Raw genomic sequence first — 24,811 nt, forward strand, 5'->3', positions numbered from 1 at the left:
TGTGAGCGACGAAAAGAGTGGGATTTCGTCGTGCGCCGCGGAGTTCTTCCGCCGCCTCCTAATTGATAAGAGACCTCATGGACGTCGTCGTCGTCGAATCGCCGGCCAAGGCGAAGACAATCAACAAATATCTCGGCAAGAACTATAAGGTTCTGGCCTCGTTCGGCCACGTCCGCGATCTGCCGGCCAAGGACGGCTCGGTGCGGCCCGACGAGGACTTCGCCATGTCCTGGTCGGTCGATACCGCCTCCGGCAAGCGCCTCGCCGACATCGCCAAGGCGGTCAAGGACGCCGATGGGCTGATCCTCGCCACCGACCCGGATCGCGAGGGCGAAGCCATCTCCTGGCATGTGCTCGAAGTCCTGAAGCAGAAGCGCGCGCTGAAGGACAAGCCGGTCAGCCGCGTCGTCTTCAACGCTATCACCAAGGCTTCGGTGCTGGAAGCGATGGCCAATCCGCGCCAGATCGATGCGCCGCTGGTCGATGCCTACCTCGCCCGCCGCGCGCTCGACTATCTCGTCGGTTTCACGCTGTCGCCGGTGCTGTGGCGCAAGCTGCCGGGTGCCCGCTCTGCCGGCCGCGTCCAGTCGGTGGCGTTGCGTCTCGTCAGCGACCGCGAATCCGAGATCGAGCGCTTCATCCGCGAGGAATACTGGCAGATCGCCGCCATCCTCAACACACCCCGCAACGACGGTTTCGAGGCGCGGCTGACCGCCTTCGCCGGCAAGAAGCTGCAGAAGCTCGACATCGCCAACAAAGCGCAGGCCGACGACATCAAGACGATGCTGGAGGGCGCTGTTTTCAAGGCGCTTTCGCTCGAGGCCAAGCCGACCAAGCGCAACCCCGGCCCTCCCTTCACCACGTCGACGCTGCAGCAGGCCGCCTCGTCCGGGCTCGGCTTTTCCGCGACCCGCACCATGCAAGTGGCGCAAAGGCTGTATGAAGGCATGGACGTCGGCGGCGAGACCGCGGGCCTCATCACCTATATGCGAACCGACGGCGTGCAGATGGCGCCGGAGGCGATCGAGGCCGCGCGCGACGCCATCGTGAGCGAGTTCGGTGCAAAATACCTGCCTGAAAAGCCACGCCTTTACACGACCAAGGCCAAGAACGCCCAGGAGGCGCACGAGGCGATCCGCCCGACCGATTTCAACCGCACGCCGGCTTCCGTGCGGCAATATCTCGATGCCGACCAGGCCCGCCTCTACGAACTGATCTGGAAGCGCGCCATCTCCAGCCAGATGCAGCCCGCCGAGATCGAGCGCACCACCGTCGAAATCGAGGCGGTCAACGGTGCCCGCACCGCCGAGCTTCGCGCCATCGGCTCGGTCGTTCGTTTCGACGGTTTCATCGCCGCGTATACCGATCAAAAGGAAGATGACGCGGAAGACGAGGAGAGCCGCCGCCTGCCCGAGATCCGCGCCGGCGAGCAGCTTGCCCGCAAGGCGATCAACGCCACCCAGCACACGACCGAGCCGCCGCCGCGCTATTCCGAGGCGACGCTGATCAAGAAGCTGGAAGAGCTCGGCATCGGCCGTCCCTCGACCTACACCGCTATCCTGAAGACGCTCGAGGACCGCGACTACGTCACCATCGACAAGCGCCGGCTGGTGCCGCAGGCCAAGGGTCGCCTGCTGTCGGCATTCCTGGAAAGCTTCTTCGAGCGCTATGTAGAATATGACTTCACCGCCTCGCTCGAGGAAAAGCTCGACGAGATTTCCGACGGCAAGCTCGCCTGGAAGGACGTGCTGCGCGATTTCTGGAAGGATTTCTCCGGCGCCGTCGCCGACATCAAGGAACTGCGTGTCACCGACGTGCTCGATGCGCTCAACGAAGAACTCGCGCCGCTTGTTTTCCCCGCGCGGGAAGACGGCTCCAATCCGCGCATCTGCCCGAAATGCGGCTCGGGAAATCTTTCGCTTAAGCTCGGCAAGTTCGGCGCCTTCGTCGGCTGCTCGAACTATCCGGAATGTTCCTTCACCCGCCAGCTCGGCGACGCCGCCAATCCCAACGGCGAAAACGGCAATGGCGAGGATGGCGTCAAGCTGCTCGGCAAGGATCCTTACACCGCCGAGGAAATCACCCTGCGCAGCGGCCGTTTCGGCCCCTATATCCAGCGCGGCGAAGGCAAGGAGGCCAAACGCTCCAGCCTGCCCAAGGGCTGGACGGCCGAGTCGATCGATCACGAGAAGGCGCTGGCGCTCCTGGCCCTGCCGCGTGATGTCGGCAAACATCCGGAAACCGGCAAGATGATCTCGGCCGGGCTTGGACGCTACGGCCCCTTCGTGCTGCATGACGGCACCTATGCCAATCTGGAAAGCATCGAGGACGTGTTCTCGATCGGCTTGAACCGCGCCGTCTCGGTGATTGCGGAGAAGCAGCAGAAGGGCAAGGGCGGCCGCAACGGCGCCACGACGGCGGCGCTGAAGGAGTTGGGCGACCATCCCGATGGCGGCGGCAAGATCGTCGTGCGCGACGGCAAATACGGTCCCTATGTCAACTACGGCAAGGTCAATGCGACGCTGCCCAAGGGCAAGGACCCGCAATCGGTGACGATGGAAGACGCGCTCGCCATGATCGCCGAGAAGGAAGCCAAGGGCGGAGGCGGCAAAAAACCCTTCCGCAGGGCCGCGAAGAAGGGGTAGCAGGACGTGGCGCGCAGGATCTCCGGACGAAGCCACGGCGATCCGCGCACCGCCGATACGAGGGCCAAGGTCAAGGGCGACTACCGGCCTTCGCGCGACGAAATCCTGCGCTACATCGCCGAAAATCCCGATCGATCCGGCAAGCGCGAGATCGCCAAGGCCTTCGCGCTGCGCGGCGACGACCGCATCTGGCTGAAGGATCTTCTGCGCGACCTGCAGGACGAAGGTCTGCTCAACAAGGAACGGAAGCGCCTCACCCGGCCCGGCGCGGTGCCTCATGTTGCCGTGCTCGATATTTTCGGTCGCGACGACGACGGCGTGCTTCTGGCGCAGCCCAACGAATATACCGGCCCCGGTTCGCCGCCCGTGGTCGCCATCCGCATCTCGCGCGGCGCCGGCGGCCCGGTGCCGGGCATCGGCGACCGCGTGCTCGCCAAGACCTTCCCGACCGACGATCCGTCAGGCCCTGCCTATACCGGGCGGGTGATGAAGATCTTCGAGAAGCGCAGCGACGCGGTGCTCGGCGTCTTCCGCGTTCTGAAGGATGGCACCTTCCGCATCGAGCCCGTCGAACGGCGCCAGCCGGAGCTGATCGTCGACAAGGAATTCCAGAACGGCGCCAAAAACGGCGACCTCGTCGAGGTCGAGCCCGCGCGCGCCTCGCGCTTCGGCCTGCCGCGCGCCAAGGTGCTGGCGGTGCTTGGATCGCTGACCAGCGAGAAGGCGGTCTCGATGATCGCCATCCACGCCCACGACATTCCCCATGTCTTTCCGGCGGACGTGATTGCCGAGGCCGAAGCGGTGAAGCCGGCGACGCTTGACCACCGGGAGGACTGGCGCGATCTGCCGCTGGTGACCATCGATCCGGCCGATGCGAAAGACCATGACGACGCCGTCTTCGCCACACCCGATACGGACGAGAAGAATCCCGGCGGCGTCATCGTCACCGTGGCGATAGCCGACGTCGCCGCCTATATCCGCTACGGCACGCCGCTCGACCGCGAAGCCTTGAAGCGCGGCAATTCGGTCTATTTCCCTGACCGCGTCGTCCCCATGCTGCCCGAACGCATCTCCAACGATCTCTGCTCGCTGCGCGAGGGCGAGGACAGGCCGGCCATCGCCGTGCGCATGACCTTCTCGTCGGAAGGCCGCAAGCTCAGGCACACCTTCCACCGCGTCATGATGAAATCGGCGGCCAAGCTCGCCTACCCGCAGGCGCAGGCCGCGATCGACGGAATTCCCGACGACAAGACGCGGCCGATCCTCGACAGCGTCCTGAAGCCGCTATGGGAAGCCTATGCGGTGCTCAGGCGCGGCCGCGACTCCCGCCAGCCGCTGGAGCTCGACCTGCCGGAGCGCAAGATCCTGCTGAAGCCCGACGGCACGGTCGACCGGGTCATCGTGCCGGAGCGCCTCGACGCGCATAAGCTCATCGAGGAGTTCATGATCCAGGCCAATGTCGCGGCCGCCGAGACATTGGAGGGCAAGAAAGAGCCGCTCGTCTACCGCATCCATGATGCGCCGTCGCTCGCCAAGCAGGAATCGCTGCGCGAGTTCCTGCAAACGCTCAGCCTGTCCCTGGCGCGCGGCGCGCAGATGCGGCCGAGCCAATTCAACGGCATCCTGGAGCGGGTGCGCGGCGCCGACAACGAGGCGCTGGTCAACGAAGTGGTGCTGCGCTCGCAGAGCCAGGCCGAGTATTCGCCGAAGAACATCGGCCATTTCGGCCTCAACCTCAGGCGCTACGCGCATTTCACCTCGCCGATCCGCCGCTATGCCGACCTGATCGTGCATCGCGGGCTGATCGCGGCACTTGGTCTCGGGCCTGGCGGCCTGACGCAGCAGGAGGCGGACCGGCTGGAAGAGGTCGCCGCGCTGATCTCGGCGACGGAACGCCGCGCCATGGCCGCAGAGCGCGACACCGTCGACCGATTGGTTGCCGCCTATCTCGCCGAGCGCGTCAACGACACGTTCGACGCGCGCATCTCCGGCGTCACCAAGGCAGGACTCTTTGTTCAATTGCCGCAGTACGGCGCGGACGGCTTTATTCCGGTGTCAACTTTGGGCGGCGACTACTATATCTATGACGAGACCGCCCGATCGCTCTTCGGAGAACGCACCGGCAAGGGCTATCAGCTTGCCGATCGCGTCGAAGTTCGGTTGCTCGAGGTCGCGCCGATGGCCGGCGCGATGCGTTTCGAGATGCTGACCGACCCGAAGGCCCTGCCCGGCTCAAGGCGGTCGTTCCACAAGGCCAAGGGCCGCGCCCGCGCGTCGCAATCGCATTCGGGACCGCGCGGCAGGAGACGATGATGCCAGGCGATTTGCGGGCGGAAGAACAGGTTTTCGGTGGCGAGCATCATTCGGGCCGCGTCCCGCGTCCGCTGTGGACGGCGATGAAGCGCGGCATGTTCGGCCGTTGCCCGCATTGCGGCAAGGGAAAGCTTTTCCACGCTTTCGTGAAGCCCGTGGACAAGTGCGAAATCTGCGGCGAGGAGCTCCATCACCATCGCGCGGACGACCTGCCTGCCTATCTGGTCATCGTCATTGTCGGCCACATCGTGGTTGGCTCCTTCATGGCGGTGGAGGCCGCCATCACGCTGTCGACATGGCAGCACGCGCTGATCTGGGTGCCGTTGACCGTCATTCTCGCGCTTGTGCTGTTGCAGCCGGTCAAAGGCGCTGTCATCGGCCTGCAATGGGCGCTCTATATGCACGGCTTCGGCGACGACAAGGACGAGTTCGAGAGCCATTGATAAGCCAGGTCGCACCGCTGTCCGCCCTGGTGCAAAGACCGCGACGTGCAAGCCACTTTCGCATCCGGGAAGTTTCCGCTAGGTCGAGCGCATGGAAGGAATGACCAAGGCGGATGTCGACAAGCTCGATAAAGGCCTGGCCGTGCGCAGCGGCCGGGCATTGCGTCCGCGCGATGCCGCGACCCTCATTCTGCTCGATCGTAGCGACAGGGACGTTCTGGTGCTGATGGGCCGGCGCCATGCTGGTCACGCCTTCATGCCCGGAAAATTCGTCTTTCCCGGCGGCCGCACCGATCCGGCCGACAGCCGCATCCCCGTGTCTGCCCCACTACGCGGCGAAGAAGAGAAGAAGCTGGTCGCAGGCCCCGGCCGCGCGAGCGCGGCGCGGGCGCGGGCAATCGCACTGTCGGCGATTCGCGAGACCTATGAGGAAGCCGGGCTGCTGATTGGCCGCAAAGGTGTTTTCTCGACCGCAGAGCGTGACTGGCAGGGTTTCGTCGAACATGGCGTGACCCCATCGCTCGACGCGCTCCGCTTCATCGCCCGCGCCATCACCCCGCCCAATCGCGTGCGCCGTTTCGACACGCGTTTCTTCAGCGCCTGGCGCCACGACGTTGCGGTGGAATTGCCCGACGGCGGCCCCACCAACGAGCTGGAAGAACTCGTCTGGCTGCCGCTTGCCGATGCCCGTAAGGCCGATATCCCCGACATTACCGGCATGATCCTGGAAGAACTGGAACAGCGGCTCGCCGATGATCCCTTGCTGCGGCCGGGAGGCGCCGTGCCGTTCTTCCGGCTCGTCCGCAACCGCTTCGTCCGCGAAGTCCTTTAGAAGCAGAGCATTTTGATCCCATGACGGTCGATACCCAAGAAAAGGGCGACGAACGCGTACACTGGCTGCCGATGATCGCGGCGATCTCCTCGATCAGCGTCGTCGGCATCGCCATCGGCCTTGGCATGCCGCTGCTCAGCGTCATTCTGGAAAGCCGCGGCCATTCCGCTTCGATGATCGGCCTCAACACGGCTGTCGCCGGCCTCGCCTCGATCGCCGGCGCGCCGCTCGCCACCCCGCTTGCAATGCGGCTCGGCGTCGCCTGGACCATGCTGTTGATGATTGCCATCGGCGCGCTCGCCTTCGTCGGCTTCCATTTCGCGCCCGACTTCTGGATGTGGTTTCCGCTTCGCGTCGCCTTGCATATCTCGCTGACGGTGCTGTTCATCCTGTCGGAGTTCTGGATCAGCACCTCGGCCCCGCCGAGCCGCCGCGGCCTTGTACTCGGCATCTACGCCACCGTGCTGTCGCTCGGCTTCGCCGCCGGACCGTGGCTGTTCGCCCATCTCGGCAGTTCGGGCTTCCTGCCATTCGGCGTCACCATCGTGCTGGTGACGCTTGCCGCTATCCCGGTGCTGGCGGCCCGCAACGAGAGCCCGACCATCGTCGCCGACAGCGAGACCAGCCATTTCCTGCGCTATATCTGGATGGTGCCGACAGCGACTTTTGCCGTTCTTGTTTTCGGCGCCGTCGAAACCGGCGGTTTCTCGCTGTTCCCCATCTATGGCAGCCGCATCGGCTATTCGGAGGCCGACGCCGCGCTGCTGCTGACGATGATCGGGCTCGGCAACGTGCTGATGCAGATCCCCATCGGCATGATCAGCGACCGCGTTTCCGACCGCCGCTATCTGCTTCTGGCCTGCGCCACCGTCGGGCTGATCGGTACCGTCTTCATGCCGTTCTTCGCGCAAAACTGGCATTTGATGGCGGCGCTGCTGTTCGTCTGGGGCGGCGTCGTCGCCGCCATGTACACGATCGGCCTTGCGCATCTCGGCTCCCAGCTTTCCGGCCATGAGCTGGCCTCCGCCAACGCGGCCTTCGTGCTTTGCTATGGCGTCGGCATGGTGCTGGGTCCGCAGGCGATCGGCATCGGCATGGATGCCTTTGGCCCATCGGGCTTCGGCTGGTCGCTGGCCCTTTTCTTCGCTGCCTACATGCTTCTGGTCCTGGTCAGGCTCGTGCGCAAGATTCTCTAAGCGCGTCGCGCTGAAACGAATTCAGGCGACGTGTTTTGATGCATGTCGTTGTCCCGGAACCGCTGGGCACTACTGGGCGATACGCAGTGGGCGAATGTCGCGGAAGCGTGGGGCAATCCTGACATCACCGTGTCAGCAGTACCCCTGCTATATACCCTGCCTCCAACGCAGGTAGGAGAATTGCGATGATCGACAGTGGCTTTGAAACCAAGTCCCTCAGGATGGAATTGCTTCTGCTCGTCACATTCCAGGCGCCGGCCGCCGATGTCGAGCGCATCATGGAGGCGGTGGTGGCGATCACGCCGCTTCGCATGGGCAAATATGACGCCAATGCCTATCAGTCGGCGCAAGGCATCGAGCGTTACCAGCCTCTGGAAGGTGCCGCCGCGGGCGCGGAAACAGAGTTGCGCCGCCGGCCGGGAACGGTCGAAGTCTCGTTCGAACTGCCTGACGACCAGGGGCTTGCCGCGCGCGTCGTCGAGGCCATATTCCAGGCTCACTCCTATCAGGAGCCAGTCATTCGCATCCAGCCGCTGCTGACCAGCCGCTCCAAGGGCCTCGACGACCGCGCCAATCCGAACCGCTGGTGGAACACGACAGGCGATTGGAAGACGGCCGATCAGGGTCAGCTCGCCAAGGCGCCGCAGCGGGAATCGGTCGCTGCGGAGTGACACCGGAAACTTGGTAGCGTTTGGGAAGTCGCCCATGAACGACGAGGCAAACCGCAAGCCGGCGCGCAATCCCCAGGATCTGGCGCGTCTCCTGGTTTCTCGCCAGCAGGCAGGAGATGCAGACGGCATGGCTGCTCTCTATGAGCCCGACGCCATCCTCGCTACCGGCGGTGGACAGTTGGCCAGCGGCCGGGACGCCATTCGTGATTTCTACGGCAAGTTGGTGACAAGGGGGCCAAAGTTTGAGCTTGGAGATCAGCGTCCGGCTATCGTCAACGGAGATTTGGCACTCACTTCCACGCGCCTTCCCGATGGCACGGTGACCGTGGAAATTGCCCACCGGCAAGGCGACGGGACATGGCTTTGGGTGATCGACCAGCCGTCCATCCTCCCATGAGCCATGGCTCGGTGCCGAAACCCGAGACGATCCCAAGGGCCTCGCGGGCTGTCGGTAGCGGGCTTGACTTTCCGGGCACGTTCTTTATGTGTCGCGCCAAGTTTCCCGCGTCCGGGTGTTTTCCCGTGCTCCAGCGGCCAAAACTCCACGAACGTTAACGGACGAAAATCATGGCCAAAGCCGCAAACATCAAGATCAAGCTTCTGTCGACCGCCGACACCGGTTTCTTCTACGTGACCAGCAAGAACAGCCGTACCAAGACGGACAAGCTCTCGTTCCGTAAGTACGATCCGGTCGCCAAGAAGCACGTCGAGTTCAAGGAAACCAAGATCAAGTAATCTGGTTATCCCGAGAAATCAAAACGCCGCCCTTTGGGCGGCGTTTTTGTTTTGGGGCAAGGTCGAGCAACAAAAGGAACCTCGCCGCTATTGAGCGCATGGTTCCCCTGTCGGTTTCCAAAGAAAATGTCGGCTTTTCGAAAAAGGGGGCCGGTCGGCGTTTGGCAGCGGTACGAGGAGGCCACTATGTGCCAGCGCCGGCCGGCCGACCCCACGGACCCAGGAGATGCGGCGGACCTGAGCATCATGGGGTATTTTTTGGATCGGGCCGGCTAGTCTACCCTCGTGCCGGCTTCGTCTTCGGTCTATGCCGCAGATTTGCGCAAGACCTTATAAAAATCAACCATTTCTTAACCACCGCTCGCGAATCGCTTGGGTTAAGGTAAATTCGTAACCCTGTTGGGTTGACTGGAAAATCCGTCTCGGCTGCTACGCGGCCTTGGCCACGACGCGATTGCGGCCGCCGCTTTTGGCTTCATAGAGCGCGAGGTCGGCACGCTTCATCAGCGCGGCGACGCTGTCGGTTCCTTTCAAGAGCGAGGACACGCCGACGCTGACCGTGACCTCGATCGCCTTGCCGTCGCTTCCGATGGCGAAAGGCGCTTGCGCAATCTCGGCGCGGATACGCTCGGCCACCTTCTCGGCGACCGCTCCATCGGTGTCCGGCATCACCACGACGAATTCCTCGCCACCGAAGCGGCAGGCGAGATCGATGCCGCGCACATTCTTGCGCAGCCGCCTGGCAAATTCACGCAGCACATCGTCGCCGCCGTCATGGCCATGGGTATCGTTGATCGACTTGAAGCGGTCGAGATCGGTGATCATCACCGACAGCGGCCGCCGCCGCGCCACGGCGCGATCGAACAGCGTCTGCAGATGGCTGTCGAGGTAGCGCCGGTTGTGAAGTCCTGTCAGTCCGTCGATCACCGCCATCTCGATGGTCTGGGCGACGCTGGCGCGCAATTGGTCGTTATAGCGCTTGCGCCGCACCTGCGTGCGCAGGCGCGCCGTCAGTTCGTGCTGGTCGATCGGCCGGATCAGGTAGTCGTTGATGCCGAGTTCCAGGCCGCGCAGGATACGGCCTTCCTCGCCCTCGTCGGCGAGCAGCATGATCGGCAGGAAGCGGGTGCGGTCGAGAGAACGCAGCTGCGAGCAGAGCCTGAGCGCATCGAAGTCGGAGAAAGCGGTCGAGATCAGCACGCATTCATACGCTGTCTCAGCCGCCTGGAAGAATCCCGCGTGCGGATCGGTCGCGACATCGAGCTCGGCGCTGTTGCGCAGCATCTTCTGGATGCGTTCGACGGAAGACCTGCGCTCGTCGATGAGAAGCACCCTCGGCTTGGTATCCTCGGTTGCGAAATCGCGGCTCAGAAGTTCTTCGATGCCGATATTGCGCGTGGTCGAGGCGCGCAGCCGCAGCTCGTCGGTCAGCGACTTGAGCCTGACAAGGCTCTTCACGCGCGTCATCAGCTGCAGGTCGTTGACCGGCTTGGTCAGGAAATCGTCCGCGCCGGCCTCAAGGCCGCGCACCCGGTCGGAAACCTGGTCGAGCGCGGTGATCATGACGACCGGGATATGCGAGGTCGCCGGATCGCTCTTCAGCCGCTTGCAGACCTCGAACCCGTCCATGTCGGGCATCATCACGTCGAGCAGCACGACGTCGACCTTGCCGTTCTCGCAGGTCTCGATCGCATCCGCGCCGTTATTGGCCGTCAGCACCTCGAAATACTCGGCTAGCAGCCGGACCTCCAGCAACCGAACATTGGCGGGAATGTCGTCGACGACCAGGATCCGCGCGGTCATCTCAAAAGGTTCCGGTTGTGCTGGTGGTATGCATCATGCGTCGCCCAGATAGGATTTGATCGTCTCGATGAAGCGCGGCACCGAGATCGGCTTGGAAATATAGGCCTCGCAGCCGCCCTGGCGGATGCGCTCCTCATCGCCCTTCATGGCGAAGGCGGTGACGGCGATGACGGGGATCGAATGCAATTCGTCGTCTTCCTTCAGCCATTTCGTCACTTCCAGGCCGGACACTTCGGGCAACTGGATGTCCATCAGGATGAGGTCCGGCCGGTGCTGGCGCGCGAGATCCAGCGCTTCCAGCCCGTTGCGCGTGCGAACCGTTTCGTAACCGCTGGCTTCGATGAGGTCCCGAAAGAGCTTCATGTTGAGCTCATTGTCCTCGACGATCATGACCTTCTTAGCCATCAAATTCCCGTCCCGACCGCCCTCGAAGCCGAAGACTGTCGCAATGCGTCCCTTCGGACCGCACCCAACCCTATTGCACTCTAGCCCAATATGATTGACGAAACGGAAACCGGAGGTTGGAAAAGCTGTACCAATTCCACCTTCGGACGTTGTGCGGGAGAGAGCGAAGGCTTGCCGCAAGCGACGCTTGCCGTTACTGCGGAGAGAGACTCAAAAATCTACCATTCCAAAGGTAATGATGGCGAACGCAGCGTCAATGCGCGAGGAAGCGGAAACCGTTGCCGTCAAGGCGCTGGGTTTCGTTGCTGCCGACCTGGAACTCCTGCCCCGCTTCCTGGCGATCACCGGCATCGAGGTGCAGTCGATCCGCAAGGCGGCCGCGGAGCCCGGCTTCCTTGCCGGCGTTCTGCAATTCATCCTCGCCCACGAGCCGACGCTTCTGCGCTTCGCCGAGGAGACCGGCACGCCACCGGCCGCCGTCGGCAAGGCACTGCGCGCCCTGCCGCTCGGCGACGACGATCACGAGCGCTCGACATGAGCGACGATCCCGAGACAGCGCGGCAGATCGAAGAGCTTGCAGCCGACGACCGGCCACTGCTGGTGCTCGACGTCGACGACGTCGTGCTCGAATTCGTCCGGCCCTTCCCGCATTTCCTGAAAACACGCGGCTTCGGGCTGACACTGGCTTCCTTCCGACTCACCGGCAACATCGCCGAGACGGCGACCGGCCGGCTGATCGAGCAAGCCGAGGTGACGGCGCTTCTCGGCGAGTTCTTCGACACCCAGGCGGATTGGCAAAGCATCACCGACGGCGCCGCGGACGCGCTGGCGATGCTCAGCCAAGGCGCCGAGATCGTGCTCCTGACCGCCATGCCGCATAAGCATCACGCCGTGCGCCGGGCGCATCTCGACGCGCTGGGGCTGAATTACCCGCTGCTGACCACCGAGATGGCCAAGGGGCCGGCAATCGCCAAACTGCGCGGCGCCAAGGGACGGCCGGTCGCCTTTGTCGACGACCAGCCCTCCAATCTGGTCTCGGCGCGCAATTCCGTGACGGACGCGCATCTCTTCCATCTGATGGCCGACAACTCGCTGCGCGCCTTCCTGCCGCCGACGCCCGAAGACATCATCTCGGTCGAGGACTGGCGCGAGGCGGCGCCGAAGATCGCCGGCGCCCTCGGGCTTTAGCGCGAGCGCTTAGGGCTGCAGCTTCGCGCCAGCCCCGCCATTGTCGCCGCCGTCCGTACCGTCATCCCCGGTGGAATTATCCGTTCCGTTCGCGCCGTCATCACCACCCGAATCATCCTGACCCGCGCTGTCGTCCTGGACTTCATCTGGCCCCTTGAGCATGGCGCCGTTGACCGCGATGGATCCATCGGCCTTGGTGTTGATCACCCACTCCAGGCGGCCATCCGATAAGGTCTTGCCGAAGCCTTTGACGGCCAACGCAAACGGGAAGGCCTGCGCCATCTGCTCATCGCTCTTGGCTCCTTCCTTCAGTGCATCGACGACCTTGTCATAGCCGGCGACATCGATGGTCACCGTCGCATCGGGTTTCTCGCCGGGAAACGTCATCTCGCCTTCCATCGCGACTTCGATGTCGGCGTTTTTCAGCGTGCTGTGCCCGATGACGACCTTCGGGTTCTTCGCCTTGAAATCGGCGACCAAAGTCTTGCCGAATTCATCCGAAAGCGGCGGATTCTTATTGAGATCAAAGGCTTCGATCGCTTTTTTCGCCATGGTGTCGAGATCGATATTGGCGCCGCCGAAGTTCAGGTCGATGTCCGTGGGCAATAGCGGCACCGTCCATTCGGGCAGGGTCTGATGCGGGATCGTGAGGCCGGTGGCCTTGATCGCGTAGTCGACCTTACCGTTCTGGGAGACCCCGTCCATGCCGAATGCGGTGCTGAATTGCGTGGCCCCAAACTTGCCGACAGGGCTCTCCACCTCGAAATCCTTGAAGCCGTAGTTGCCATCGACCCGTTCCCAGATGGGCAGCGCGGCCAGCATGAGCGATTTGAGCTCAGCCTGGTTCGCCTTGAGCTTGGTTTCGTCCTCGTTGGCCACGGCAAAGGCAAGCAGGTCGAGCAGCGGCTTCGTCCGCACGCCCTTGCCGTTTGCATCAACCGAAAGTTCCGGCGTTTTCAAGGTGAGCGGGAAGTTCATTCCGCTGTTGGGATCGTCGATCTTGATCTTTTCAATGAAGCTCGAGACCTTTTGCGTGGCTGTGAAATCGACACCGCCATTGGCGGATTTGGTCGACGTAACGGTGGCAGTGCCGGCGCCTGTCGAGACATCGGCCTGCTGCTTGGCTTGCCGGGACGTCATGGTCATCCCGGACAACGAGCTGGTCGCGTTGGTGAAGGCGGCAAGGGCCGGATCGTAGACGCTGGTCAGCTTGCCGTCCTTGATCGTGAATTCCATGCTCTGGCGGCCTTCCGGTCCGTCGAAATCGAAGGACGCGCCCTGTGAGAAATTCGACGAAACGTCCCAAGACCCGTCGCTGCGCGGCTTCACCATCAGCGCGTATGGCGCCATGTCGAATTTCACGAGCTTCTGCTCGGGCAGCGCATTGACGAGCGCTTTGACGTCGAGCGCGATCTTGTAGGCGTCGCCCTCGACCGAAACCTTGAGCACGCCCTTGTCGAACGCCTGCTTGCCGAAATAGCGCGCCAGATTGTCGGAAAGCTGCTTGGCTCCCTGGTCGTCGACGGTCTGGGCAAAGGCGGGCGCGCTGAGCGCAAGGGCAAAGGCAAGTGGCAAAATACGCTTCACGTCGGTTCTCCGTTGGTCTCGGAAGACGAGACAATCTGCTTCTGGTAGGCAACAAGCGTTGCAGCCGCAAGACGCCGACTGTAGGCCAAAAGCGCGCCCGGCTAAAGCACCAGCCGCATCAGCGGACGGCCGGGCTTGCGCTCCACAAGCCTCTCGAAGCCGGCCTTCTTGAACACTCGCGACGAGCCGACGAACAGCCCGATCGATCGCGAATCGCGCGACAGGTCGATCGGGCAGGCTTCCAGCAGCCTTGCGCCGTTCTCGCGCGCGAACGTGATGCCGCCCTCGACAAGGCGATGCGTGACGCCCCTGCCCCTCGCCTTGACGCGGATGAAGAAGCAGGAGATCGCCCAGACATCCGGATCGCCGGCATCGGACGGATCGACCGGCGCCGAGCCCCTGCCCTGATTGTTCCACTCGGGCACGTCGGCGCGCGGACCGATCTGCATCCAGCCGACGGCCTTGCCGTCCTCGAACGCCAAAAGCCCCGGCGGCGGTCCTGCTTCTATTCGCGCTTTGATGAGATCCTTGTTGCGCTCCTTGTCGCTGGCGCGCCGTTCCGCCGGCGCCAGCCGGAAATGCGTGCACCAGCAGCCATAACAGGCGCCTTGCTTGCCAAACAGGTCCTCGAAGTCGGGCCAGAGCTCTGGGGTCAGCGGTGCTATGGTCGTGCTCATGCGTTCTCCCCAGGCCAAGCTTGTTGCCAGCCTTGCGCTGTCGTACCATTGCGTTTGTTCTCTTTATGTTCGCAGCGATGGCCGCTCCTGTCAACAATCCCGAACACGGTTTTTGCCGTGACTGCCTGGCTTTCCAGCGCGCGGAGACGCGTCGCTGCGATCGCTGCGGCAGTCCGCGCCTTGTCCGTCACGCCGAGCTCTACCGCTTGCGGATCGCCCATATCGATTGCGACGCCTTCTACGCGGCGATCGAAAAGCGTGACAACCCGGCGCTGAAGGACCGTCCGGTCATCATCGGCGGCGGCCGCCGCGGCGTCGTCTCCACCGCCTGCTATATCGCCCGCATCCAGGGCGTGCGTTCGGCCATGCCGATGTTCAAGGCGCTCGAACTGTGCCCGGAAGCGGTGGTGATCCCGCCCGACATGGAAAAATATGTCGGCGTTGGGCGCGAAGTCCGCGCATTGATGCTGGCGTTGACACCGCAGGTCGAGCCGCTGTCGATCGACGAAGCGTTTCTCGACCTCGCCGGCACCGAGCGGCTGCACGGCATGCCGCCGGCGCTGGTGCTGGCGCGCTTCGCGCAGACAGTGGAAAGGGAGCTCGGCATCACCGTTTCGGCCGGCCTCTCCTACTGCAAGTTCCTGGCAAAAATTGCCTCGGATTTCCGCAAGCCGCGCGGTTTTTCGGTGATCGGCGAAGCGGAGGCACAAAGCTTTCTCGCCGCGCAGCCGGTGACGATGATCTGGGGAGTCGGCAAGGCGTTGGCCGCGACGCTGGAGCGCGACGGCATCCGCATGATTGCCCAGCTGCAGCGCATGGAGCGCGGCGAGTTGATGCGCCGCTATGGCGTTATGGGCGATCGGCTTTACCGGCTGTCGCGCGGCGAGGACGACCGCCCGGTCGATCCTGGCGGCGATGCCAAGAGCGTCTCGGCCGAAACCACCTTCGACACCGACATCGCCGCCCTGGCGGAACTGGTGCCGGTGCTGCGCGGCCTGTCGGAAAAGGTCTCGGCGCGGCTGAAAAAATCCGGCATTGCCGGGCGTACCGTGGTGCTGAAGCTCAAGACGCAGGATTTCAAGCTCCGCACCCGCAACCGCCAGCTCGGCGATCCGACGCGGCTTGCCGACCGCATTTTCCAGACCGGGCTCGACCTGTTGCGCCGCGAGGCCGACGGCACCAGGTTCCGCCTGCTCGGCATCGGCGTCAGCGACCTCTCCGACGACGAAAAGGCCGATCCGCCCGATCTGGTTGACGTGCAGTCGCGCAAGCGCGCGCTGGCCGAAGGCGCGATGGACACGTTGCGCGACAAGTTCGGCAGGAAGGCCGTCGAGACCGGCTACACATTCGGCAAGGGCCGCAACGCCAATCCGCCCGAGCCGCTTGAGGAGTGATACTGGCCGGCATTTATTGCGGGCTTGATCAAGTGCGCTGCAAGTAGATCCGGCTCGTCACTATGGTCTTGCCGGTCTTCGGATCTGTGTCGGTCACTGTCAGCCGCATGCCGTCGCTGCCGGTCTTTTCGAGGGTCAAGCGCGCCTTGCGGTCGCCATTGACCTCTTTGGCCCAACGGATGCCGAGATTGAGCGCGTTGCCCGAGCGGCTTCCGTTCAATCGCGCCGGTCCTGTGCGCGAGCCGATATAGACGCCGGCATAGCCGGCGCCGCTGGCCCTGAGGTCGGCGCTGATTTCCCGCGTCATCAGGATGAGGCCGCGGCATTTGCCGTCGAGCGACAGCGAGGTCGAGGTGGCGCCGGATTTGAAGGTGCACGAGATATTCACCGTCGGCGCGCTGGCGCTGACCTTGAGGGTGCCGTTGCCGGCGAAGCTGCCCTGGAACGAGCGCAGGAAACCGGCATCGTCGGCGCGAGCGCCCACCGCCGCCGTTGCTGCGATCAGGCAGCCGGCGAGCGCAAACAGCATCGTCGATTTCATCGGAATTCTCCCCCGGCATCGAAGCTGCGAACACAAAGACTCGAACGCCTGCGACGGCTGCAGGTTCCGCCTCCAATATGACTGTTTTTTAACGCCGCGCCGGCTGGGCAGTCGCTGGCCCAGTCGAATGCATCGACTAGCGGTTGCGGTCGAAGGTCCGGCTTGCGAAAAGCGCCCATGACACCCGCTCCCTCGATCATCAAGGCCGCGCTCTGGATGGCGCTGTCGATCGCCTCGTTCCTGGCGATGTCGGTCGCCGGCCGCACCGCGACGGCCGCGCTCAATGTCTTCCAGGTGCTGGAGCTGCGTTCGGTGATCGGCTTCTTCATCCTGTTGCCGCTGGTGATGACGGGCGGCGGCTTCAAGGCGATGCGCACCGGGCGCCCCCTCGCCCACATCGCCCGCAACGTCGTCCATTATGCCGGCCAGGCGGCCTGGCTCTATGCGCTGACCCTGATTCCGCTGGCCGTGCTGATCTCGATCGAGTTCACGACGCCGATCTGGACCGCGATCCTGGCGGTGAGCTTTCTCGGCGAAAGGCTGTCGCGGCCAAGGCTGACGGCCATCGTGCTGGGGCTGATCGGGGTGGTGATCATCGTGCGTCCCGGCGTCGGCTCGGTCGATCCCGGTCATCTCGTCGTGCTGGGCGCCGCGATGTGCTTCGGCGTCTCGGTGGTCATGGTCAAGTCGCTGACGCGAACCGATAGCGTCGTGCGCATCATCTTCTGGATGCTGATCATCCAGTCCGTGGTCGGCCTCGTCCCGGCGCTCTATGTCTGGCGCGACCCGCCCGTCGAGCAGTGGCCCTCGATATTCGTGGTCGCCTTCACCGGCATGTCTTCGCATTTCTGCATGGCCCGTGCGCTCAGCCACGCCGATGCGACCGTCATTTCACCGATGGACTTCCTGCGCGTGCCGCTGTCGGCGCTGATCGGCTGGCTGCTTTACAGCGAGCAGATCGATGTCTTCACCGCCGGCGGCGCGGCGTTGATCCTGGCCGGCAATCTGCTCAACCTGCAAAGGAAGACGGCACGGGTGGCGGAGGCGGAAGCAGCGACTCCCTAACCTACACCAGCTCCACTTCGACCACGCCCGGCACCGCGCGCATCGCCGACGCGACCTGCGGCGAGATGCGGTAGCGGTTGGGCAGCTCGATCTCGACCTCGCCCTGGCCGGCTTCCTTGATCAGCACAAAGCTCACCTGCCCTTCGCCCTTCACGGCGAGCTGGCCGGCAAGCGTGTTGATCGGCGCTGCGTCGCGCACGAAAATCCGCAGCGCCTTCTGGATGCGGCTCGCCTCATCTTCCAGCGACTGCACCGTCTGGATGCGCAGATTGATGCCTTCCGGCCGGTCCTCGGCCGAAACGGTGATCACCACCGAGCGGCCCGGCTCCAGCATGTCGCGATACTGGGCCAGCCCTTCGGAGAACAGCACCGCCTCGTACTGGCCCGTCGTGTCGGAAAACTGCACCACGCCCATCTTGTTGCCGGTGCGGGTCTTGCGCTCCTGCTTGGTGGTGACGGTGCCGGCAAGACGCCCCGCGGCGGCACCCCGTTTGACCGCGGCCGAAAATTCACCCCAGTTCTGCACCCGCATCTTCTGAAGTGCTGCCTTGTACTCATCCAGCGGATGCGCCGAGAGGTAGAAGCCGACCACCTGGAACTCGCGATGCAATCGGTCGGCGGCAAGCCATGGATCGGTCGACGGCAGGTTGAGCGCCTGCGACTGGGCGCCGAGCGACGCTCCGAAAATGTCGGCCTGGCCGGAAATGGCGTTCTGCTGCGCCAGCGATGCCAAGCCCATCATCCGCTCGACACCGGCCATCATCTGGGCGCGGTCATGCCCGAAGCAATCGAGCGCGCCGGCCATGATCAGGCTTTCAAAGACGCGCTTGCCGACGATCTTCGGATCGACCCGCTCGCAGAAATCGGCAAGGTTCTTGAACGGCTTCTCGCCACGCTTCTCGACGATGTGCTCGACCGCCGCGTCGCCGACGCCTTTCAGCGCCGCCAGCGAATAGAAGATCTTGTTCTCGCCGACCTCGAACGGGCGGAAACTCGACATCACCGACGGCGCCACAACCTCGATGCCGAGCCGCAGGGCGTCCTGGCGGAAATCGGCCAGCTTGTCGGTGTTGCTCATGTCGAGCGTCATCGATGCCGCCAGGAACTCGACCGGGTAATGCGCCTTGAGATAGGCGGTCTGGTAGGAGACGACCGCGTAGGCAGCCGCGTGCGACTTGTTGAAGCCGTAGTCGGCGAACTTGGCCAGAAGGTCGAAAATGAAGTCGGCCTGCGGCTTGCTGACGCCGCGCTCTACCGCGCCCGTCACGAAACGCTCGCGCTGCTTGTCCATCTCGGCGCGGATCTTCTTGCCCATGGCACGGCGCAGAAGGTCGGCTTCGCCGAGCGAATATCCTGACAGCTCCTGCGCGATCTGCATCACCTGTTCCTGGTAGACGATGACGCCTTGGGTCTCCTTCACCAGATGGTCGATCTTGGGATGGATCGAGGCCATCTCCTCTTCGCCATGTTTTCTGGCGTTGTAGGTCGGGATGTTCTCCATCGGGCCGGGGCGATAAAGCGCCACCAGCGCGATGATGTCCTCGATGCAGTCCGGCCGCATGCCGATCAGCGCCTTGCGCATGCCGGCACTTTCAACCTGGAACACGCCGACGACCTCGCCGCGCGACAGCATCGCATAGGTGTCGGGATCGTCGAGCGGTATTGTCGCCAGGTCGATATCGACGCCGCGCCGGCGGATGAGCTTCACCGCCGTTTCCAACACCGTCAGCGTCTTCAGGCCGAGGAAGTCGAATTTCACCAGCCCCGCCTGCTCGACATATTTCATGTTGAACTGGGTGACCGGCATGTCCGAGCGCGGATCGCGGTACATCGGCACGAGTTCCGACAGCGGCCGGTCGCCGATGACGATGCCGGCGGCGTGCGTGGACGCATGGCGGTAAAGCCCCTCCAGCTTCTGCGCCATGTCGAGCAGCGTCTGGACGATCGGCTCCTTCTCGGCCTCCTCGGCAAAGCGCGGCTCATTGGCGATGGCGTCCGCCAGCTTGACCGGATTGGCCGGGTTCTGCGGCACCATCTTGGACAGCTTGTCGACCTGGCCATAAGGCATCTGCAGCACGCGGCCGACGTCGCGCAGCACCGCGCGCGCCTGTAGCGTACCGAAGGTGATGATCTGGCCGACCTGGTCGCGGCCGTATTTCTGCTGGACGTAGCGGATCACCTCCTCGCGCCGGTCCTGGCAGAAGTCGATGTCGAAGTCCGGCATCGAGACGCGGTCCGGATTGAGGAAGCGCTCGAACAGCAGCGAGAAGCGCAGCGGGTCGATGTCGGTGATGGTGGTCGAATAGGCGACCAGCGAACCGGCGCCCGAACCGCGCCCCGGGCCCACCGGAATGCCTTGCGCCTTCGCCCATTTGATGAAGTCGGCAACGATCAGGAAGTAGCCCGGGAACTTCATCTTCTCGATGATGCCGAGCTCGAATTCGAGCCGCTCGCGATATTGCTCGACCGTGTAGCCCGGCGTCGGGCCATGCGCGGCAAGCCGGGCTTCCAGCCCCTCGCGTGCCTGGCGGGCAAGCTCGGCCGCCTCCGCTTTTTCGGCCGCGTCCTTGTCGGTGGCGTCAGCGCCGGTGAAGCGCGGCAGGATCGGGCTGCGGTTCTTCGGATAGTAGGAACAGCGCATCGCGATCTCGACCGTGTTGTCGATCGCTTCCGGAAGATCGGAAAACAGCCGAGCCATCTCGGCCTGGCTGCGCAGGAAATTGTCCGCGGCGAGCCGACGGCGGTTGTCGGCCGCAACCACCGAGCCCTCGGCGATGGCGATCAACGCGTCATGCGCCTCGTAATCATCGCGCTTGGAGAAGAAAGCCTCATTGGTAGCGACCAGCGGCAGTTCATGCGTATAGGCCAGGTCGATCGACGATTTTTCGACCATGCGGTCATAGCCGGCGACCCGTTCCAGTTCGACATAGAGCCTGTCGCCGAAGAGGCCTTTGAGGAACAGCAGCCGCTGTTCGGCGAGGTCGCGCCGGTCGGCTTTCAGTGCAGTTCCGATCGGGCCGCGCGGCCCACCGGTCAGGCAGATCAGTCCGTCGCACTGCCTCTCCAGCGCGGCGCTGGTCAGATGCACCGGCTCGCCGGGCGGCGTCTCCAGATAGACCTTGCTGATCAGCCGCACGAGATTGCTGTAGCCGTCCTCGCTGGCGGCGATCAGCACGACCGGCGATATCTCCGGCCCATGGCGGCGGCGGTCGCGCTGGCCGTCGCTCGCTTCACCGGTAAAGGCCAGATCGACCTGGCAGCCAATGATCGGCTGGATGCCGTCCTTGACCGCTTTCTGGGCAAATTCGAGCGCGCCGAACAAGTTGTTGGTGTCGGTGACCGCGATCGCCGGCGCTTCATCCTTGACCGCATGGCCGACGATCGCGCCGAGCTGCAAGGCGCCCTCGAGCAGCGAATAGGCCGAATGCACGCGCAGATGGATAAAGGTGCGCGCCGGCGTTTCGGGCCGCGCGGCCTTTACGGCTGCTTCGCGCTGCAACGGGTCGCGTGGAAGTCGTTCATCCGCCATGATTTTTCGCGCTGTCCCAAAGACTCAAATTTATGCACATGTATTGTCCCGGACAGGGCCGTACCAGTCCAGTACAAATGACCCCACAGGGCACAGGCTTGCGGCCCGGTAGCGCCTCTTCTCAGGCGAATTCCATGATCACCGCATCGACCGCCAGGCTGTCGCCGGGCTTGGCGTTGAGCTTGGCTATCGTCAGGTCTCTTTCGGCGCGCAGCACGTTTTCCATCTTCATCGCCTCGACCACGGCCAGCGTTTCGCCCGCCTTGACCTCCTGTCCTTCCGCGACGGCGATCGAGACGACGAGGCCAGGCATCGGGCAGAGCAGCATTTTCGAGGTGTCCGGCGCCAGCTTCTCCGGCATCAGCCTTTCGAGCTCCGCGGTGCTCGGCAGCATGGCGCGCGCGCTCACCGACATGCCTTTCCAGGCGATGCGCAAACCGTTCAGCATCGGACGGATCTGCGCTGCGACCCTGTTGGCACCGACTGTGCCCTGCCAGATCGCATCGCCCGGTCGCCAGTCGCAGGCGACGGTCAACGGCTTGCCGCCGCCGATCGAGAGGTCGATCTCCATCGGGATGGAAATCATGCCGTCGACGATCTCGGCCGAAAGGTAATCCGTGCCGATCTTCACCACCCAGTCGCGCTTGAGATGTCCGGAATGCGGCGCCAGCCTGCCGCTGAGGCGGTCAAGGCGGTCGCGACGCAGCAATTCGATCGCGGTTGCGACAGCGGCAAACACCGCCTTCTCCTCGCCATCCGGCTCGACCGGCGCGAAGCCGTCCGGATATTCCTCGGCGATAAAACCGGTCGACAGCCGCCCCTCGCGCCAGCGCGGGTGCTGCATCAGCGCCGCCAGGAACGGGATGTTGTGCTCGATGCCGTCGACGACAAAGCTGTCCAGCGCCTCCGACATCGCGTCGATCGCCTCCAGCCTTGTCGGCGCCCAGGTGCAGAGCTTTGCCACCATCGGGTCGTAGAACATCGAGATTTCGGATCCTTCGGTGACGCCGGTGTCGTTGCGGACCACGATGTCGCCGAACGTGCCTTCCTCCGGCGGCCGGTAGCGCTTCAGCCGGCCGATCGAGGGCAGGAAGTTGCGGTACGGATCCTCGGCATAGAGGCGGCTTTCCACCGCCCAGCCGTTCAGCTTCACGTCGCTCTGCTTGATGCCGAGCCTTTCGCCGGCGGCGACGCGGATCATCTGCTCGACAAGGTCGATGCCGGTGACGAGCTCGGTGACCGGATGCTCGACCTGCAATCGCGTATTCATTTCAAGGAAATAGAAGTTCTTGTCCTTGTCGACGATGAACTCGACCGTGCCTGCGCTCTGGTAATCGACAGCCTTCGCCAAGGCCACCGCCTGTTCGCCCATCGCCTTTCTGGTCTTGGCGTCGAGGAATGGTGACGGCGCCTCCTCGACCACCTTCTGGTTGCGGCGCTGGATCGAGCATTCGCGCTCGCCGAGATGGAGCGCGGTGCCGTGCGCGTCGGCCAGCACCTGGATCTCGATATGGCGCGGATCGACCACGAACTTCTCGATGAAGACGCGGTCGTCGCCGAAAGAGCTTTTCGCTTCCGAGCGCGCCCGGTCGAAACCGTCGCGCACCTCCGCCTTGCTCCAGGCAATGCGCATCCCCTTGCCGCCGCCGCCGGCCGAGGCCTTGATCATCACCGGATAGCCGATCTCACCGGCGATACTTTCGGCATGGTCGGCATTCTCGATCACGCCGAGCCAGCCGGGAACCGTCGAGACTTTTGCGGCGTTGGCGAACTTCTTCGATTCGATCTTGTCGCCCATCGCCTTGATGGCCTTGGGCTTCGGGCCGATGAAGACGATGCCTTCCTCCTCCAGCGCCTCGCAGAAAGAGGCACGCTCCGACAGGAAGCCGTAGCCCGGATGCACGGCTTCGGCGCCGGTCTCCTTGCAGGCGGCGATGATCCTCTCCGCAACCAGATAGCTCTGCGCGGCGGGCGAAGGCCCGATATGCACCGCTTCGTCGGCCATTTCGACATGCACCGCGTCGCGATCGGCATCCGAATAGACCGCGACCGTGGCGACCCCCATCTTGCGCGCCGTCTTGATCACGCGGCAGGCAATCTCGCCGCGATTGGCGATCAGGATCTTCTTGAACATTTGGGTGTCGTTCCTCCGGCGAAGCGGTCCAGTTCTATGGACAATTCCGGCGCGCCTCAAGTGCCCGCGGCTTGGCTCCCGCAGGCTGGTACCTATTGCGGAAACCGCGCCGAAAAACGTCGCAAGAGACGTTGGCCGCCAGCGTGGAACTCGCTAAGGTTACCCATAATGCCGAACGAATGGCTGGCTGGCAGCTTGCCGTTAGCTAAAACTTACAGATTGCCTTGGGAGGATACCTCAATGAAAACGCGTGCCGCAGTCGCCGTCGGTGCTGGAAAGCCGCTGGAGATCATGGAGGTCGACCTCGACGGCCCGCGCGACGGCGAGGTGCTGGTCGAGGTCAAGGCGACCGGCATTTGCCACACCGACGAGTTCACGCTGTCGGGCGCCGATCCGGAAGGCATCTTTCCGGCGATCCTCGGCCATGAGGGCGCCGGCATCGTCGTCGATGTCGGCAAGGGCGTCACTAGCGTCAGGAAGGGCGACCATGTCATCCCGCTCTATACGCCCGAATGCCGCCAGTGCCCGTCNTGNCTGTCNNGNAANACCAANNTGTGCACCGCCATCCGCGCCACGCAGGGGCAAGGGCTGATGCCGGACGGCACCTCGCGCTTCTCGGTCAATGGCGAAAAACTGTTCCACTATATGGGCTGCTCGACCTTCTCCAACTTCACCGTGCTGCCGGAGATCGCGGTGGCCAAGGTCAATCCCGACGCTCCCTTCGACAAGATCTGCTACATCGGCTGCGGGGTGACCACCGGCATCGGCGCCGTCATCAACACGGCCAAGGTAGAGCAAGGCGCGACCGCGGTGGTCTTCGGCCTCGGCGGCATTGGCCTCAACGTCATCCAGGGGCTTCGCCTGGCCGGCGCCGACATGATCATCGGCGTCGATTTGAACAACGACAAGAAGGAATGGGGCGAGCGCTTCGGCATGACGCATTTCGTCAATCCGAAGGAGATCGACGGCGATATCGTGCCTTACCTGGTCAACATGACCAAGCGTGGCGCCGACCAGATCGGCGGCGCCGACTACACCTTCGACTGCACCGGCAACACCAAGGTGATGCGCCAGGCGCTGGAAGCCTCGCATCGCGGCTGGGGCAAGTCGGTCGTCATCGGCGTCGCCGGCGCCGGCCAGGAGATATCGACCCGGCCGTTCCAGCTGGTCACCGGCCGCACCTGGATGGGCACCGCCTTCGGCGGCGCGCGCGGCCGCACCGACGTGCCGAAGATCGTCGACTGGTACATGGACAAAAAGATCCAGATCGACCCGATGATCACCCANACGCTGAAGCTNGANGACATCAACAAGGGCTTNGACCTCATGCATGAGGGCAAGTCGATCNGNAGTGTCGTGGTTTACTGAAGCAAGAACCACATGCCGCCGGCCAACCGGCCGGCGACTTTTGTGGTTTACAACTGGGAGGAGAAAAGAATGCCTGAGAANCTGCATCCGAAGATCGANAACGGGCTGCCCAGGGAAAGCGCTTCCTTTGCCGGCGGCACGCTGGTCTGCGCCTGCACCAGCAACCCGGTGAAGGTGAAGGTCAAGGGGCAGATCGCCCACAATCATGCCTGCGGCTGCACCAAATGCTGGAAGCCGGACGGCGCGATATTCTCGGTGGTTGCGGTCGCCGGCACAAGCGATGTC

The 24,811-nt window shown here is 63.7% G+C and carries 20 protein-coding genes and 1 pseudogene; 14 read left to right on the forward strand and 7 right to left on the reverse strand.

The window, feature by feature from the left end; all coding sequences use genetic code 11:
* Positions 1-77 precede the first annotated feature (77 nt).
* The 8 genes from topA (at position 78) to rpmG (ending at position 8,835) form a co-directional block, all read left to right on the forward strand.
* Positions 78-2,645 carry a type I DNA topoisomerase gene (topA, locus tag YU3_RS36395; protein WP_051333920.1) on the forward strand — a complete coding sequence of 856 codons (2,568 nt, stop codon included), beginning with the start codon at positions 78-80 and terminating at the stop codon, positions 2,643-2,645.
* Positions 2,646-2,651: 6 nt separating this feature from the next.
* Positions 2,652-4,958 (forward strand): ribonuclease R, encoded by a 2,307-nt coding sequence (gene rnr / locus YU3_RS0112165; protein ID WP_027166509.1) that lies wholly within the window; start codon positions 2,652-2,654, stop codon positions 4,956-4,958.
* Positions 4,958-5,401: a DUF983 domain-containing protein gene (locus YU3_RS0112170; protein WP_027166510.1), complete on the forward strand. Its 444-nt coding sequence runs from the start codon at positions 4,958-4,960 to the stop codon at positions 5,399-5,401. Before rnr ends, YU3_RS0112170 begins: the two co-directional genes overlap by 1 nt.
* A gap of 91 nt (positions 5,402-5,492) precedes the next feature.
* Positions 5,493-6,233: an NUDIX domain-containing protein gene (locus YU3_RS0112175; protein WP_027166511.1), complete on the forward strand. Its 741-nt coding sequence runs from the start codon at positions 5,493-5,495 to the stop codon at positions 6,231-6,233.
* Positions 6,234-6,253: 20 nt separating this feature from the next.
* Positions 6,254-7,429 (forward strand): MFS transporter, encoded by a 1,176-nt coding sequence (locus tag YU3_RS0112180; protein WP_027166512.1) that lies wholly within the window; start codon positions 6,254-6,256, stop codon positions 7,427-7,429.
* Positions 7,430-7,614: 185 nt separating this feature from the next.
* Positions 7,615-8,100: a hypothetical protein gene (locus YU3_RS36400; protein ID WP_051333921.1), complete on the forward strand. Its 486-nt coding sequence runs from the start codon at positions 7,615-7,617 to the stop codon at positions 8,098-8,100.
* 34 nt (positions 8,101-8,134) lie between these two features.
* Positions 8,135-8,497: a nuclear transport factor 2 family protein gene (locus YU3_RS0112190; RefSeq protein ID WP_027166513.1), complete on the forward strand. Its 363-nt coding sequence runs from the start codon at positions 8,135-8,137 to the stop codon at positions 8,495-8,497.
* A gap of 170 nt (positions 8,498-8,667) precedes the next feature.
* A complete protein-coding gene (gene rpmG, locus YU3_RS0112195) occupies positions 8,668-8,835 on the forward strand; it encodes a 50S ribosomal protein L33 (protein ID WP_006201775.1) in 168 nt (55 codons plus the stop codon).
* Between the two features lie 429 nt (positions 8,836-9,264).
* Here the strand turns inward: rpmG and YU3_RS0112200 are convergent, their stop codons facing one another.
* Positions 9,265-10,638: a PleD family two-component system response regulator gene (locus YU3_RS0112200; protein WP_027166514.1), complete on the reverse strand. Its 1,374-nt coding sequence runs from the start codon at positions 10,636-10,638 to the stop codon at positions 9,265-9,267.
* A 33-nt stretch (positions 10,639-10,671) separates the two neighbouring features.
* Entirely contained in the window at positions 10,672-11,043 is a 372-nt protein-coding gene (locus YU3_RS0112205) for a response regulator (RefSeq protein ID WP_027166515.1), read from the reverse strand.
* A gap of 238 nt (positions 11,044-11,281) precedes the next feature.
* Here YU3_RS0112205 and YU3_RS0112210 point away from each other — a divergent pair, with 238 nt between their 5' ends.
* Both YU3_RS0112210 and YU3_RS0112215 read left to right on the forward strand, forming a co-directional pair.
* The gene (locus YU3_RS0112210; RefSeq protein ID WP_027166516.1) at positions 11,282-11,581 is read left to right on the forward strand and encodes a DUF3572 domain-containing protein; all 300 of its coding nucleotides are present in this window, start codon (positions 11,282-11,284) and stop codon (positions 11,579-11,581) included.
* Complete coding sequence (locus YU3_RS0112215; RefSeq protein WP_027166517.1) at positions 11,578-12,231, forward strand: hypothetical protein; 654 nt, start codon at positions 11,578-11,580, stop codon at positions 12,229-12,231. Before YU3_RS0112210 ends, YU3_RS0112215 begins: the two co-directional genes overlap by 4 nt.
* Before the next feature lie 9 nt (positions 12,232-12,240).
* Here the strand turns inward: YU3_RS0112215 and YU3_RS0112220 are convergent, their stop codons facing one another.
* Both YU3_RS0112220 and YU3_RS0112225 read right to left on the reverse strand, forming a co-directional pair.
* Entirely contained in the window at positions 12,241-13,818 is a 1,578-nt protein-coding gene (locus YU3_RS0112220) for a hypothetical protein (RefSeq protein ID WP_027166518.1), read from the reverse strand.
* Positions 13,819-13,919: 101 nt separating this feature from the next.
* A complete protein-coding gene (locus tag YU3_RS0112225; protein ID WP_027166519.1) occupies positions 13,920-14,495 on the reverse strand; it encodes a GNAT family N-acetyltransferase in 576 nt (191 codons plus the stop codon).
* 65 nt (positions 14,496-14,560) lie between these two features.
* On the opposite strand from YU3_RS0112225, the gene YU3_RS0112230 reads away from it, so the two are divergent.
* Positions 14,561-15,889 carry a DNA polymerase IV gene (locus YU3_RS0112230; RefSeq protein ID WP_027166520.1) on the forward strand — a complete coding sequence of 443 codons (1,329 nt, stop codon included), beginning with the start codon at positions 14,561-14,563 and terminating at the stop codon, positions 15,887-15,889.
* A gap of 28 nt (positions 15,890-15,917) precedes the next feature.
* On the opposite strand, the gene YU3_RS0112235 is transcribed toward YU3_RS0112230, so the two are convergent.
* Positions 15,918-16,430 carry a hypothetical protein gene (locus YU3_RS0112235; protein ID WP_027166521.1) on the reverse strand — a complete coding sequence of 171 codons (513 nt, stop codon included), beginning with the start codon at positions 16,428-16,430 and terminating at the stop codon, positions 15,918-15,920.
* A gap of 177 nt (positions 16,431-16,607) precedes the next feature.
* Here YU3_RS0112235 and YU3_RS0112240 point away from each other — a divergent pair, with 177 nt between their 5' ends.
* Entirely contained in the window at positions 16,608-17,495 is an 888-nt protein-coding gene (locus tag YU3_RS0112240) for a DMT family transporter (protein WP_027166522.1), read from the forward strand.
* Between the two features lies 1 nt (position 17,496).
* On the opposite strand, the gene dnaE is transcribed toward YU3_RS0112240, so the two are convergent.
* Together dnaE and YU3_RS0112250 are read right to left on the reverse strand one after the other, a co-directional pair.
* A complete protein-coding gene (gene dnaE, locus YU3_RS0112245; RefSeq protein ID WP_027166523.1) occupies positions 17,497-21,024 on the reverse strand; it encodes a DNA polymerase III subunit alpha in 3,528 nt (1,175 codons plus the stop codon).
* Between the two features lie 121 nt (positions 21,025-21,145).
* Positions 21,146-23,158, reverse strand: a complete 2,013-nt coding sequence (locus YU3_RS0112250; protein WP_027166524.1) for an acetyl/propionyl/methylcrotonyl-CoA carboxylase subunit alpha — start codon at positions 23,156-23,158, stop codon at positions 21,146-21,148.
* A 240-nt stretch (positions 23,159-23,398) separates the two neighbouring features.
* Between YU3_RS0112250 and YU3_RS0112255 the strand changes: the two genes are divergently transcribed.
* Both YU3_RS0112255 and YU3_RS0112260 read left to right on the forward strand, forming a co-directional pair.
* Entirely contained in the window at positions 23,399-24,526 is a 1,128-nt protein-coding gene (locus tag YU3_RS0112255) for an S-(hydroxymethyl)glutathione dehydrogenase/class III alcohol dehydrogenase (RefSeq protein WP_027166525.1), read from the forward strand.
* A 69-nt stretch (positions 24,527-24,595) separates the two neighbouring features.
* Positions 24,596-24,811: pseudogene (locus tag YU3_RS0112260) on the forward strand (aldehyde-activating protein); the annotation flags it as partial.

Source organism: Mesorhizobium sp. WSM3224 (assembly GCF_000427725.1).
In the GTDB taxonomy this organism is placed as follows: Bacteria; Pseudomonadota; Alphaproteobacteria; order Rhizobiales; family Rhizobiaceae; genus Mesorhizobium.